At 63.4% G+C, this 13494-nt stretch carries 9 protein-coding genes; 5 read left to right on the top strand and 4 right to left on the bottom strand.

The genetic code is table 11. From position 1 onward, the window contains the following. Window positions 1-65: 65 nt before the first annotated feature. Complete coding sequence (locus FS767_RS16130) at window positions 66-1001, top strand: lipid A biosynthesis lauroyl acyltransferase (RefSeq protein WP_058604188.1); 936 nt, start codon at window positions 66-68, stop codon at window positions 999-1001. A gap of 42 nt (window positions 1002-1043) precedes the next feature. Here the strand turns inward: FS767_RS16130 and FS767_RS16135 are convergent, their stop codons facing one another. Next, a complete protein-coding gene (locus FS767_RS16135; RefSeq protein ID WP_058604189.1) occupies window positions 1044-1871 on the bottom strand; it encodes a VacJ family lipoprotein in 828 nt (275 codons plus the stop codon). Further along, a complete protein-coding gene (locus FS767_RS16140; protein WP_058604190.1) occupies window positions 1864-3162 on the bottom strand; it encodes a serine/threonine protein kinase in 1299 nt (432 codons plus the stop codon). Before FS767_RS16140 ends, FS767_RS16135 begins: the two co-directional genes overlap by 8 nt. A 186-nt stretch (window positions 3163-3348) precedes the next feature. Here FS767_RS16140 and FS767_RS16145 point away from each other — a divergent pair, with 186 nt between their 5' ends. Continuing rightward, a complete protein-coding gene (locus tag FS767_RS16145) occupies window positions 3349-3702 on the top strand; it encodes a hypothetical protein (protein WP_144966832.1) in 354 nt (117 codons plus the stop codon). 48 nt (window positions 3703-3750) lie between these two features. On the opposite strand, the gene FS767_RS16150 is transcribed toward FS767_RS16145, so the two are convergent. Further along, entirely contained in the window at window positions 3751-5316 is a 1566-nt protein-coding gene (locus FS767_RS16150; protein ID WP_144966834.1) for a beta (1-6) glucans synthase, read from the bottom strand. A 196-nt stretch (window positions 5317-5512) separates the two neighbouring features. Between FS767_RS16150 and FS767_RS16155 the strand changes: the two genes are divergently transcribed. The 3 genes from FS767_RS16155 to FS767_RS16165 all read left to right on the top strand — a co-directional run bounded on the left by FS767_RS16155 (window position 5513) and on the right by FS767_RS16165 (window position 12038). Next, the gene (locus FS767_RS16155) at window positions 5513-6373 is read left to right on the top strand and encodes a glycine betaine ABC transporter substrate-binding protein (protein WP_058604193.1); all 861 of its coding nucleotides are present in this window, start codon (window positions 5513-5515) and stop codon (window positions 6371-6373) included. A gap of 406 nt (window positions 6374-6779) precedes the next feature. Further along, complete coding sequence (hrpA, locus tag FS767_RS16160) at window positions 6780-10685, top strand: ATP-dependent RNA helicase HrpA (protein WP_144966836.1); 3906 nt, start codon at window positions 6780-6782, stop codon at window positions 10683-10685. A gap of 231 nt (window positions 10686-10916) precedes the next feature. Next, window positions 10917-12038 carry a beta-ketoacyl-ACP synthase III gene (locus tag FS767_RS16165; RefSeq protein WP_058604195.1) on the top strand — a complete coding sequence of 374 codons (1122 nt, stop codon included), beginning with the start codon at window positions 10917-10919 and terminating at the stop codon, window positions 12036-12038. 75 nt (window positions 12039-12113) lie between these two features. Here FS767_RS16165 and FS767_RS16170 read toward each other — a convergent pair whose 3' ends face one another. Further along, on the bottom strand, window positions 12114-13361 hold the full coding sequence (locus FS767_RS16170; RefSeq protein WP_027915803.1) for a putative porin: 1248 nt from the start codon (window positions 13359-13361) through the stop codon (window positions 12114-12116). Window positions 13362-13494: the final 133 nt, after the last annotated feature.

Genomic DNA, 13494 nt, shown 5'->3' on the forward strand with positions numbered 1-13494 from the left:
CGGTTGCCCGCAACATGAGCCGATCCGTTGTAGAATGCGCGGCCCATGTCTTGATGGAAGCTTCAATGGATCGCCCGCGTTTTCGTCCCTATTTCCTTCATCCCAAGTTCTGGGGCCTGTGGCTGGGCCTGGGGCTGCTGTGGCTGGTGGTGCAGTTGCCCTACCGCGTACTGCTCAAACTGGGTGCGGCGTTAGGCGCGATCATGTACCGCTTTGCCGGTGAGCGCAGGCGTATCGCCGCGCGCAACCTGGAACTGTGCTTCCCCGAACGGTCGGCGGACGAACGGCAGCGCCTGCTCAAGGCCAACTTCGCCTCGACTGGCATCGCCTTCTTCGAAATGGCCATGAGCTGGTGGTGGCCCAAGGCGCGGTTGGCGCGCCTGGCGCATGTCGAGGGGCTCGAGCACTTGCAGGCCGCCCAGCAGGCGGGGCAGGGGGCGATCCTGATGGCGGTGCACTTCACTACCCTGGAAATCGGCGCGGCCTTGCTCGGCCAGCGTCACACCATCGACGGCATGTACCGCGAGCATGGCAATGCCCTGTTCGATTTCATCCAGCGCAGCGGACGCGAACGGCACAACCTGGACTCCCTGGCCGTCGAGCGCGAGGATGTCAGGGGCATGCTCAAGCTGCTGCGCGCCGGCCGCGCGATCTGGTACGCGCCCGACCAGGACTACGGCGCCAAGCAAAGCCTGTTCGTGCCCTTGTTCGGGATCCCGGCAGCCACGGTCACGGCCACCACCAAGTTTGCGCGCTTGGGCCGCGCCCAGGTCATTCCGTTCACGCAGAAGCGACTCGAAGACGGCAGCGGCTATCGGCTGGTGATTCATCCCCCGTTGAGCGATTTCCCCGGTGAGAGCGAAGAGGCTGACTGCCTTCGGATCAACCAGTGGGTCGAGCAGGTGCTGCGCGAATGCCCCGAGCAGTACCTGTGGGCCCACCGCCGGTTCAAGTCCCGACCGGACGGGGCCCCAAGGCTGTACGAAAAGAAAAGGCGTTGAAAGCGACCGCGCCGCTGCCGTGACGGCAGTGGCGCTGCCGGGTTACTCGGCGATCTGCAGCTTGCGCGACTGGGTATAGACGTAGCGCACCTTTTCATACTCGAACGGTGAGTTCATCTGCCCGTAGCGGAAGTTGGTGGTGTAGCGCTTGTCGATGACCCGCAGGCCGAAGAATTCCGGATGCTCGCGGCTGACCTTGGCCATGTCCAGGTAATTGATCGCCTGCTCGCCGGAATAATCCACCACCAGCCCGGCGGTGTCGCGCAGGTTCGAAGGGCCCAACAGCGGCAGCATCAGGTAAGGGCCTGCCGGCACGCCATAGAAGCCCAGGGTTTGGCCGAAATCCTCGCTCTGGCGCGGCAGGCCCATCTTGGTCGCCGGGTCCCACAAACCGCCTACCCCGATAATCGTGTTGAACATCAGCCGTGCCGTTATCTCGGCCGAGCGTTTGGCCTTGAGCTGCAGCACGCTGTTGAACAGGTTGGGCACGTCCCCCAGGTTGTTGAAGAAATTGGTCACCCCACTGCGCAGAAAACGCGGGGTGACGTACTGGTAGCCATTGACCAGCGGCAGCAGCACCCATTGGTCCAGGCGGTAGTTGAAATGATAGATGCGGCGGTTCATCGACTCGAGCGGGTCGTAGACGTTCAGCGCTTCGAGGGTAGAGCGCTCGAATTCACGCTGGTCCAGGCCCGGGTTGAATTTCAACTCGCGCAGCGGGTCGAGGAAGCCGTCGGCTTCCGGGGCCAGCGGGGCGGTGCCGATCACCTGCGGATCAGCCTCGACGACGCTGGCTCTAGGTGCGGTCTCGGCGGCCAGGGTATGGCCTGCGGCAAGCAGGGCCGTGGCAAAGAGCAGTTTGTTAACCACGGAAGAACTCCAGCATGGCGTCACTGTTGACGCGGTAGTTGATGTTGCCGCAATGGCCACCATGGGGATAAAGGGTCAGGCGATCACCGAACACCTTGCGCAGGAACCCGATATCGCCTGGGCCGAGAATAACGTCGTCGGCATTGTGCATCACGGCGATCTTGGGGCTGTTTTGCAAGTAGTCGGCCAGCGCGTACAGGCTCACCTGATTGGTCAGCTCCAGGATGGTGCCCCCACCGGTGCGGGCACGCCACATCGGGATCACCTGTTCGGTCATGTAGCAGTCGAAATCGCACTGCAAGGCACGCTTGAAGTAGGGCGTCAGGCTCGTGCCTTCGGTGATCTTCACCTTCGGTGGGATGATCAGGCCGCGACGGTTGATCAGGTCGGAAGTGAAGGCGATATCGGCGGCCGAGAAACGGAACGAGGTGCCGATGAGCATGGCCATCTGTTCGTTGGACAAGTGCTGGCGCGACTGCTGGAAATCGTACAAGAGCGCTTCGTTGAGGTCGATGAAGCCCTTTTCCTGGAAGTAGCGCGTGAGTTTTTCCAGCATCAGCTCATAGAACGTGGTGCTCCGGTCGATCCCCTTGACCTGGGTCTGCACCAGCTTGTCCAGGTTGTTGATCGAGGTGTAGAGGTTCACGGGTGGGTTGAGCAGCAGCACACGCTTGAAGTTGAAGCTGCGCCGGGTTTCATCCAGGTGGCTGACGAAGGCCGCATCGAGGGCGCCCAGGCTATAGCCGGTCAGGTAGAACTCGGTCACGGGCAGGCGAGGGTGCTGGGCGCGGACCGATTGCATCACCCGGTACATGTCTTCGGCGTCATCCTGGCTGATGCCGGGCGTGGCGAAGCGCGACGCTGCGCTGATGAAATCGTAGCTGGTGGGCGAGGACAGCTGCACCACGTGGAAGCCGGCCTTGTAGTACAGCTTTTTCAGGTATTCATTGATGCTGCTGCTGTAGGACGCACCGGTGCCGGCAATGATGAAGATCAACGGGGCGGCGTGGTCCTGCTGGGCCATGCGGTACTTGAGTTTCTTGACCGCCCAGAAGTTGTCCGGCAGCGTGAATTCACGCTCGGGGCGCAAGGTGAGGCTGTAGTCGGACTGGTCGATCTCGTCATCGCTGGGCAGCATCGGGCGCTGGTCCGGCGGCGTCGTGGCGATGGTCGCCTCGAACGGGTTGGTCAGGGGGTAGCCATAGCTCGCGGCGTCGATATCCCGCGCAGAAGCGGCCACAGCCATGAGCAGGCTGCCGAGAACGGCAGCGAGGCGCAAAGAACGAAGCATGTAATCCCCCAAAAGAACGCAAGGTGGCGCGTGTGCAAGCTAAGACCACAATGGCCGTGGCAAAGTTGCCGGGCGTGATGGCCTTTGGTGTGCCTGTTATCTGAACCGAGTTGCAGGCAGGTATTTTGCCTTAGACCGGGATGTAAGCGATCATGGATTTTTTGATCAGTCGAGTGGGAAAAGTCAATGAGTCGCAGGCTGCCTGGCGCATTACTACTGATGTTCGTCGGGTTCTGGCTCGCTGCCAGCTATGGCGTGCGCTACGGACTGATGGAGGACGGGCAGTGGGTGGGGTTGTGCACTGAGCCAGCCGCGTATTGGCAGTGCGAGGTTCGGGCGTTGCTGGGGTTGGGTATTCACCACCAGGTCCTGGCCTGGGCCGGGCTGGCCCTGTCAGCGCTTGGCTGGCTGCTGCAGGGGCGGACCGGTACAGTGTTGGCCGGCATTGCCCTGTTGTTCGCCGTACCGGCATTGGTGCTGTACACCGCCAGCATCGCCGTATTCGCATTGGTGCTGGCGGGGCTGCGCCTGGTCAGGTAAATGAGCCCCCGCCAGGGTTGCGCCCCGTGCCGCGAACAGCTAGAGGTGTCAGGCGCGGCCGAGCCTCAGGCTGCGCCAAAGGGCGGCGGTCATCAGCGCGCTCACGGCTGCCCAGCGCCAGGCCTGTCCGCTGTTCATCCCTTCGATCAGTAGCTGCGGCAGTATGCCAAGGCCGATGATACCTGCCAGCAAGATAGCTTCTCGTCGCCGCGTCAGCACGGGCCACAGCACGAATACCAAAGCTGGCAAGGCCAGCGCTGCACTGGGAAAACTGCGGTAGCGGGGATCGAAAACCATTGCCAATGTGCTCACGGCGCCTGCAAAGCCGGCCAGCAACAGCAACCCGCCGGCTCGCTTTTGCAGCCAGTCAGACCAGCGCCCGCGCACGCCTGACGGCTGGGCCAGATGCAGCAGTGCCCGGGCCAGTACCAGCACGTTCAATCCCGCCAACAGCCCTGCCCACACCCACTCCGGGGCGAAACGGGCGTGGCTGCGCATCAACTCCCCCCACAGGCCCAGGCACGCTGCACCGAACATGGCCAGCAGCGGCATGGCCCACGCGCCTGTGCGTGTGCGTGGTCGCCCTGCCATGCACAGCATCAGCGCTGCCAGCGCCGCGCACCCCAGCCACCAAGTGGGCCAGTCGGGCAAGTTGCTGACGGGCCCTTCGAGGATGCCCTTGTCCTGCCGATCGGCATCGTATAAGCCCCAATACCCACCCACGGCACCTTCGTTGGCGCGTTTCCAGGGCTGGTCGAAAGCTTCGATCAGGTTATAGCGCCAGCCATTGTGCTCGGCCATGGCGACGAATCCGCGAATGAAGCGCGCCTCGTTGACCCGGCTAGGCAGGGCGGTTTCACGCTGTCGGCCTTCGCTGGGCCAGCCGGTTTCACCGATCAGGATGTCCTTGGGCGCGAAGCGCTCGCCGAACTGCCGCCGTATGTCGGCGACATGGGCCAGCGCATCGTCGATGCCCCGTGGCTCGTCTTCCCAATACGGCAGCAAGTGAATGGTGAGAAAGTCCACTTCAGGCGCGATCTCGGGGTGCTGCAACCAGAACTCCCACACATCGGCATAGGTGACCGGCACGCTTACCTGACGCTTGACCCGCGCAATCAACTCGGCCAGTCGTTTGCCGGTGACTTCCTTGCGCAGCAAGGTCTCGTTACCCACGATGACGGCGCTGACCACATCGGGGTTGGCGTTGGCGGCGGCGATCAGCAGCGCGACTTCCCGGTCGGTATCGGCCGGGTGGGCATTGACCCAGGCCCCGAGCATCACCTTCAGGCCATGCTTGCGCGCCAGCGCCGGGATAGCCTCAAGACCGCTCATGGAATAGGTGCGGATGCACTGGAATCGCTCAGCGAGCAGGGCCAGGTCGGCGTCCATGCGCGCCGGGCGCAGTTGCATGGGTTGGTCGTAGGGCGACTGGTCCTTGTCGAACGGGGTATAGGATGCGCACTGCAGCTTGTGCGTGGCATTGGCGGCGTCGGGCAGGTCCACCGGTCTGCCCAGCCCGTACCAGAGCCCACCGAGCCCGAGCAGACCGATCAGGCAGGCAAGGGTATATAGACATGTCAGCAGGCGGGGGGAACTGGGCATCGGGCGGTCCATCGTCGGGGGCAAAAGGGCCAATAGTAGCCCGGCGCCAAACCTTTGGCATGCAAGGATCGCGCAGGCAGGTCCATGCCGCTGCCGCTAATGGCACAGTGCTGTCGCGTATGAGCGCCTGGGCGTCGTACTTGGATCAGGTCTGGCTTGGTTGCAGGCAGATGATGGAATCTCCGAGACCTGACGAGGGAATGCTTTGATGGCTACTTCAACAAAAATGCGTCGTTTCCTGGGCGTGGGTACCGCCCTGGCACTGGCCTTGAGCGGCGCACAGGCCATGGCCAAAGAAGTCAGCATTGGTTACGTGGATGGGTGGGCAGACAGTGTGGCTACCACCAACGTGGCCGCCGAGGTGATCAAGCAGAAGCTTGGCTACGATGTGAAGCTGCAAGCCGTGGCCACGGGCATCATGTGGCAGGGCGTGGCCACCGGTAAGCTCGATGCCATGCTGTCGGCATGGCTGCCGGTGACCCATGGTGAGTACTGGGCCAAGAACAAGGACAACGTGGTCGACTACGGCGCGAACTTCAAGGATGCCAAGATTGGCCTGATCGTGCCTGAGTACGTCAAGGCGGTGAGCATCGCTGACCTGAAGACCGATTCCTCGTTCAAGCAGAAAATCGTCGGCATCGATGCGGGTTCCGGTGTCATGATCAAGACCGATCAGGCGATCAAGGACTACGACCTGACCGGCTACAAGCTGCAGGCAAGTTCCGGTGCTGCGATGACCGCCGAGCTGGGCCGTGCCTACGCCAAGCAGCAGTCCATCGCCGTGACTGGCTGGGTCCCGCACTGGATGTTCGCCAAATGGAAACTCAAGTTCCTCGAAGACCCCAAAGGCGTTTATGGCGCTGCTGAGACCGTCAACAGCATCGGCAGCAAGGAGCTTGCCACCAAGGCCCCGGAAGTGGCCGAGTTCCTGAAGAAGTTCAGCTGGCAGTCCAAGGATGAGATCGGCGAGGTGATGCTGGCTATCCAGGAAGGCGCCAAGCCCGAGGCGGCTGCCAAGGACTGGGTGGCCAAGCACCCAGAGCGAGTGAAGGAGTGGACGGGCAAGTAAATTGCCTGTGCGGTGATCCCTGCAATGAAGCCGTTCGAGCCTTAAGCGTTCGAGCGGTTTTGTTCGGGGGTCGGCTCACCCGGCCAACATGGTGAAAATGAGGGCCTGCCTGACGACAGGCCGCTACCGGCCCGCACACAAAAACGCTGACACGCTCGCCGCGACGGGCGCAAAGCGGTTCAGGCGACCTCAGCCAGTTCGCAAATCCCTGCCCCCACCCAAGCCGCCGCCCATTACCTGCGCACCCGCCAGCTCCAGCCCCGCCGAGAGATACTGAACCCTCAAACCGACCCGCCAGCCCAAACCTTTCAAGCACCCCCAGCAAGCAATAACCAAATCTGCGACAATCACACCTCTTTCGAATGCCGATTACACCGCAGGCCCACCTGCATCACCGAAAAGCCCAATGACTGACCACGCCATCGACAAACTGCTGCAAAACCTCGACCACGCCATGATCGCCGACCGCCACCGTCTGCGGCGCCAGTTGCATGAACTGCGCAAGCGCCCCGACGAGACAAAGCTGGCGCAGTGGGCAGAGCGGGTGCAGGCGTCCTGCGCCCAGGTCACCGCCCGCCAGCAGAGCGTGCCATTGGTGCGCTACGACGACAGCCTGCCCATCGCCGCCAAGCGCGACGAGATCAAAAAAGCCCTGGCCGAACACCAAGTGCTGGTCATCGCCGGCGAAACCGGCTCGGGCAAGACCACCCAGCTGCCCAAGATCTGCCTGGAACTGGGCCGCGGCAGCCATGGCCTGATTGCCCACACCCAGCCACGCCGGATCGCCGCGCGCAGTGTTGCCGCCCGGGTGGCCGAGGAACTTGGCACCCCGCTGGGCGGCCTGGTGGGTTATCAGGTACGCTTCGAAGACCAGAGCGATGCCAACACACTGGTCAAACTCATGACCGACGGCATCCTGCTGGCCGAAACCCAGCACGACCGCTTCCTGGAACGCTACGACACCATCATCGTCGACGAAGCCCACGAACGCAGCCTGAACATCGACTTCCTGCTCGGCTACCTCAAGACCCTGTTGCACCGGCGGCCCGACCTCAAGCTCATCATCACCTCGGCCACCATCGACCTGGAGCGGTTTTCCAAACATTTCGACAATGCGCCCATCATCGAGGTGTCCGGCCGTACCTTCCCCGTGGAAACCTGGTACCGCCCGCTGACCAGCGAACAGGACGAGGAAGGTAACCCGATCGAGGACGACCTCACCGTCGACCAGGCTATCCTTGCCACCCTCGACGAATTGGCCCAGCACGAGCGCGGCCAGGGCAAGGGCCCGGGCGATGTGCTGATCTTCCTGCCCGGTGAGCGCGAAATTCGCGACGCCGCCGAGATTCTGCGCAAGGCGCAGTTGCGCCATACCGAAATCCTGCCCCTGTACGCGCGCCTGTCGCCGGCCGAGCAGCAGCGGATCTTCCAGCCCCATGCCGGGCGGCGCGTGGTGCTGGCCACCAACGTGGCCGAAACATCGCTGACGGTCCCCGGCATTCGCTATGTGATCGATACCGGCACGGCGCGCATCAGCCGCTACAGCTACCGCGCCAAGGTGCAGCGCCTGCCCATCGAAGCCGTGTCCCAGGCCAGCGCCAACCAGCGCAAGGGCCGCTGTGGACGGGTGGAGCCGGGCATCTGCGTGCGTCTGTACAGCGAAGAAGACTTCAACAGCCGACCGGCTTTCACCGACCCCGAGATCCTGCGCACCAACCTGGCGGCCGTCATCCTGCAAATGCTGCACCTGCGCTTGGGCGCCATCGACGCGTTCCCCTTCATCGAGCCGCCAGACGGCAAGGCGATCAGCGACGGCTTCAACCTGCTGCAAGAGCTCTCGGCGGTCAACCGTGAAAATCAGCTGACCCCGGTCGGGCGTCAGCTGGCTCGGCTGCCCATCGACCCGCGCCTGGGCCGCATGCTGCTCGAAGGCGCGCGCCTGGGCAGCCTGCAGGAAGTGCTGATCGTCACCAGCGCCCTGTCGGTGCAGGACCCACGCGAACGCCCCCCTGAGCGCCAGCAGGCCGCCGACCAGGCCCACGCCCAGTGGAAGGACGTGGATTCGGACTTCGCCGCACTGGTCAACCTGTGGCGAGGTTTCGAAGAACAGCGCCAGGCGTTGACGGCCAACCCCTTACGCAACTGGTGCCGCAAGCAGTTCCTCAATTACCTGCGCCTGCGTGAGTGGCGCGACGCCCATCGCCAGTTGGCGCTGATCTGCCGCGAGCTGCAACTGACGGTCAACAAGGAACCGTGCGACTACCCCAAGCTGCACAAAGCCGTGCTCAGCGGCCTGCTCAGCCAGATCGGCCACAAGACCGAAGATGGCGATTACCAGGGCGCACGGCAGCGCAGGTTCTGGGTGCACCCGTCATCGGGTATCGGGCGCAAGCGCCCGCAGTGGGTCATGGCAGCCGAGCTGGTGGAAACCACCAAGCTCTATGCCCGCATGGTCGCGCGTATCGAGCCGGACTGGATCGAGCCGCTGGCCGGCCACCTGATCAAGAAGAACCACTTCGAGCCCCATTGGGAGAAGAAGCGCGGGCAGGTCGTGGCCTATGAGCAGATCACCCTGTATGGGTTGATCCTGGTCGGCCGCAGGCCGGTGCACTTTGGCCCCATCGACCCGGCCACCTCCCGCGAGCTGTTTATTCGTGAGGCCCTGGTGGGTGGTGAGATCCAGTCGCGGGCCAAGTGCCTGACGGCCAACAAGCGTCTGCTCGAAGCGCTCGACGCCCTCGAGGCCAAGGCCCGCCGTCGCGACATCCTGGCCGACGAAGAAACGCTCTATGCGTTCTACGAAGCGCGCCTGCCGGCCGAGATCCACCAGACGGCCACTTTCGACAGCTGGTACCGCATGGGCAGCCAGAAAGACCCCAACCTGCTGATCATGCGCGAGGAAGACGTGCTGGCACGCGAGGCCAGCGAGGTGACTGCCGCGCAGTACCCCGACAGCTTGCAGGTGGGCGAACTGCGCCTGCCCTTGACCTACCACTTCGAGCCCAATCACCCCCGCGACGGCGTAACCGTTCGGGTGCCGGCACCCCTGTTGCCGAGCCTGCCAGGCGAGCGCCTGGAGTGGCTGGTGCCCGGCCTGCTCGAAGCCAAGTGCGTGGCGCTGGTTCGCAACTTGCCCAAAGCCCTGCGCAAGAACTTCGTGCCGGTGCCGGACTTCGTCAAGGCCGCCTTGGCCCGCATGACCTTCGGCCAAGGCGCGTTGCCCCAGGCCCTGGGCCATGAACTGCTGCGCATGACCGGTGCGCGGGTGCCCGACGAGGCCTGGGACGAGTCGGTCAGCCTTGTCGAAGGCCACCTGCGCATGAACATCGAGGTCGTCGACGGGCAGGGCAAATTCCTGGGCGAAGGGCGTGACCTGGCTGAGCTGACCGCGCGGTTCGCCGCCGCCAGCCAGGCAGCGCTGGCAGTGCCACGCGATGCCAAAAGCGAGCAGCCGGTGCAGGCCAAGGCCTTCAGCGAAGTGAAACCCACGGCACAGCAAAAGATCGCGGGGCTGTCGATGACGGTTTATCCGGCCTTGGTGGAGGACAATGGCACGGTGCGTGAAGGCCGCTTCTCGACCCAGGCCGAAGCCGACTTCCAGCACCGCCGCGCCTTGCAGCGCCTGCTGCTGCAACAGCTGGCCGAGCCGGCCAAGTTCCTGCGTGGCAAGCTGCCTGGGCTGACCGAACTGGGGCTGCTGTACCGCGACATGGGCCGGGTCGACGCGCTGGTCGAAGACATTCTGCTGGCAAGCCTGGACAGTTGCATTCTCGACGGTGAGCCGGTTCTGCCCCGGGAAGGCGCGGCCCTGGCGGCGCTGGCCGAACGCAAGCGGGGCAGCTGGGCCGAGCATGCCGAGCGCCTGGCGCGGCAGACCCTCGAGGTGCTGAAGCTGTGGCACGGGTTGCAGAAACGCTTCAAGGGCAAGATCGACCTGAGCCAGGCCGTGGCCCTGAACGATATCAAGCAGCAGTTGGGCAACCTGGTGTACCCGGGCTTTGTGCGTGAAACGCCGGCGCTGTGGTTCAAGGAGCTGCCACGCTACCTCAAGGCCATCGAGCTGCGCCTGGAGAAGCTGGGTTCGCAGGTGCAGAAGGACCGGGTATGGAGTGGCGAACTGGCCAACTTGTGGGCGCAGTACAAGGCCCGTGCCGACAAGCATGCCCAGGAAGGCAAGCGCGACGAGCAGCTGGCCCTGTACCGCTGGTGGCTGGAGGAATACCGCGTGTCGCTGTTCGCCCAGCAGCTGGGCACCAAGGTGCCGATTTCCGATAAGCGATTGAGCAAGCAGTGGAGCCAGGTGGAAGGCTAAACTCACACAGTTGTGGCACTATTGAGACAATTTCGGGCCGCTTGGCGGCCCACTGCGCATAGCCCTGCTTTGCCTGCATACTCACCGCCTACAGGGTGATGGCATCCATGAGGTGGGCTACCGTCAAGCGTGGGCTCTGCCCGCGTCGCAAAGTTAGTACTAAAGTGCCACTAAATCAGTGTATTTCCAGCCAGCGCCGGGTGGCGATGGCCCAAGAACAGAGGAACGACCGTGCATAATGTCGTGATCAGCGGCACCGGCCTGTACACCCCGGCCCAGAGCATCTCCAACGAAGAACTGGTAGCCTCCTTCAACACCTGGTCGCAGCAGTTCAACCAGGATAACGCCCAGGCCATCGAGCGTGGCGAGGTCGAAGCCGCACCGCTGTCCGATGCGGCGTTCATCGAAAAGGCCTCGGGTATCAAGAGCCGCTTCGTCATGGACAAGGCCGGCATCCTCGACCCGCAGCGCATGAAACCGCGCCTGCCAGAGCGCTCCAACGACGAGCCGTCGGTGCTGTGCGAAATGGCCGTGGCGGCGGCGCGCCAGGCGCTGGAGCGCGCTGGCCGCAGCGCTGCCGACGTGGACGGGGTCATCGTCGCCTGTTCCAACTTGCAGCGCCCTTACCCGGCCATTGCCATCGAAGTGCAGCAGGCGCTGGGCATCCAGGGGTTTGCCTTCGACATGAACGTGGCGTGTTCGTCCGCCACCTTCGGCATCCAGACCGCCGCCAACAGCGTGGCGCTGGGGCAGGCGCGGGCCGTGCTCATGGTCAACCCTGAAGTGTGCACCGGCCACCTGAACTTCCGCGACCGTGACAGCCACTTCATCTTTGGCGATGCGGCGACCGCGGTACTGCTCGAACGCGCCGATCACGCCACATCGGCGCACCAGTTCGACGTGGTCAGCAGCAAGCTGTGGACCGAGTTCTCCAATAACATCCGCAACAACTTCGGCTTCCTCAACCGCGCGGCGGAGGAGGGCGAAGGCGCCGCAGACAAGCTGTTCATCCAGGAAGGCCGCAAGGTGTTCCGCGAGGTGTGCCCGAAAGTGGCGGAGCTGGTGGGCGAGCATTTGCAGGAAAACGGCCTTCAGCCCAGCGATGTAGCGCGCTTCTGGCTGCACCAGGCCAACCTCAGCATGAACCACCTGATCGTCAAGAAGCTGCTGGGGCGTGAAGTGAGTGAACAGGAAGCGCCGGTGATCCTGGACCGCTACGCCAACACCAGCTCGGCAGGCTCGGTCATTGCCTTGCACCTGTATCAGGATGACCTGCCACAAGGGGCGCTGGGTGTGCTCAGCTCGTTTGGCGCGGGGTATTCGATCGGCAGCGTGATTTTGCGCAAACGCTAAGCCGGCAAGGCTGGCGATGCCCGCCTAAAAGCGCAAACGGCCGGATGGGGACGGCCGTTTGCGCGGTGGCGGTGCTTAGAACTTGGCTTCCAGGTCCACCTGCAGCGTATCCACATCGGCGTTGCTGTTGGGCAGGTTGGAGTAGTCGGTCTTGGCCATCATATAGGCCGCACCGAGTGCGAAGTTCTTGTCGATCTCGTAGCCAACCTTGAACTTGTGACCGCGCGAGCCGGTGAAGCCGTTGCCGAAGTCCGAGTCGGTGAACAGGCTCACGACGCCATTGCGCTGCACGTCGCGGTAGTTGTAGTCCAGGCTCCAGGCCCCGATCTTGCTCTTCAGACCCGCCAGCCAGGCCTTGTCCTGCCCATCGGTGCTCTCGGTGTTCTTCACGAATTGGCCATAGGCCGACAGCGGGATGGCGAAGCCGGTGAAGTCCACCTGGCCAAAGCCTTCCACCAGGTTGAATTCGTCAGTGGTGTTGCCCAGCGAGCGCAGCGCGGCCGACGACTTGTCGTTGTCGTAGCCGTAAACGCTGCCGCCCACCGTGACCTTGACGGTGTCGGCTGCGTTGAACTTGGTCCCCAGCTGCGCAGCGTAGAGCTGTGCATCGTGCTTGAACTGCACGCCGTCGCCGTCGACGTTGTCCTTGAGGTTGTAGTGGCCGATGCTGCCGAACACCTCGGCAGGGCCCAGGTTGGTCTTGTAGGTAGCGGCTACGCCTTCGGGGTTGATGTCGCTGTCCCAGATGATGTCGCCCATGCTCACCCAGGGCTGCATCATCTTGCCGCCGATCAGGTGCAGGTTCGGCACGGCGGTGGGGTGCCAGTCGAGGTAGGCCAGGTCCACCCACAACGATTTCTTCTCGAAGTAGTTGTCCAGGCTCTGGTTGGTCGAGCGCGCATCGGCGCTGCTGCCGGTGGCGACCCGCACCCCGGCGTCCACTTGCGGGTTGATCTCGCTGTAGAAACCGACACGGGCACGCACACGCTCCCGGTCCTGGTTGCCGCTGCGGGAAATCGGGTTGTCCACGTTGACGTCTTCATAACGCAGGCGCACGTCGCCTTTGATCTGAGTCTTGGCCGCCCAGGCCACTTTTTGCTCGAACGAACTCATGCGCTCGGACTGGGCTTTCTGAGCGGCCTTTTCCTTGGTTTCCTGGGCCAGGTCAGCCTGCAGCTCGCTGTATTGCGCCTGGTTGATCGAGCCATTGGCGCGGAGCATTTCGAGCAGCTTGGCGTCAACGGCCGCACTGGCCGGAGTGGTGCTCATGGCCAGCACCATGCCGGTCAGGCTTGCTCCGGTAAGTGTAGAAACAAGACGCATACGGTTCTCCCTACTGAATAAGATGGGGGACGCCGAGCGCCCGCCCCTGTGTTGGCATGTCTCCGGAAGGGCCTGAATAGACAGGTTCTGTGGTTCCGGAAAACAGGCGCAAGTATTGCGGGGGCGAGTGACA

Origin of the sequence: Pseudomonas sp. DE0010, from assembly GCF_007680745.1 — a bacterium.
In the GTDB taxonomy this organism is placed as follows: domain Bacteria; phylum Pseudomonadota; class Gammaproteobacteria; order Pseudomonadales; family Pseudomonadaceae; genus Aquipseudomonas; species Aquipseudomonas parafulva_B.

What these genes read in the sequence shown, in the direction of transcription:
- hrpA (WP_144966836.1), top strand. Translation starts at nt 6,780, where the DNA reads ATGACTGACCACGCCATCGACAAACTGCTGCAAAACCTCGACCACGCC.
- FS767_RS16140 (WP_058604190.1), bottom strand. Translation starts at nt 3,162, where the DNA reads ATGCTTCGTTCTTTGCGCCTCGCTGCCGTTCTCGGCAGCCTGCTCATG.
- FS767_RS16130 (WP_058604188.1), top strand. Translation starts at nt 66, where the DNA reads ATGGATCGCCCGCGTTTTCGTCCCTATTTCCTTCATCCCAAGTTCTGG.
- FS767_RS16145 (WP_144966832.1), top strand. Translation starts at nt 3,349, where the DNA reads ATGAGTCGCAGGCTGCCTGGCGCATTACTACTGATGTTCGTCGGGTTC.
- FS767_RS16155 (WP_058604193.1), top strand. Translation starts at nt 5,513, where the DNA reads ATGGCTACTTCAACAAAAATGCGTCGTTTCCTGGGCGTGGGTACCGCC.
- FS767_RS16150 (WP_144966834.1), bottom strand. Translation starts at nt 5,316, where the DNA reads ATGGACCGCCCGATGCCCAGTTCCCCCCGCCTGCTGACATGTCTATAT.
- FS767_RS16170 (WP_027915803.1), bottom strand. Translation starts at nt 13,361, where the DNA reads ATGCGTCTTGTTTCTACACTTACCGGAGCAAGCCTGACCGGCATGGTG.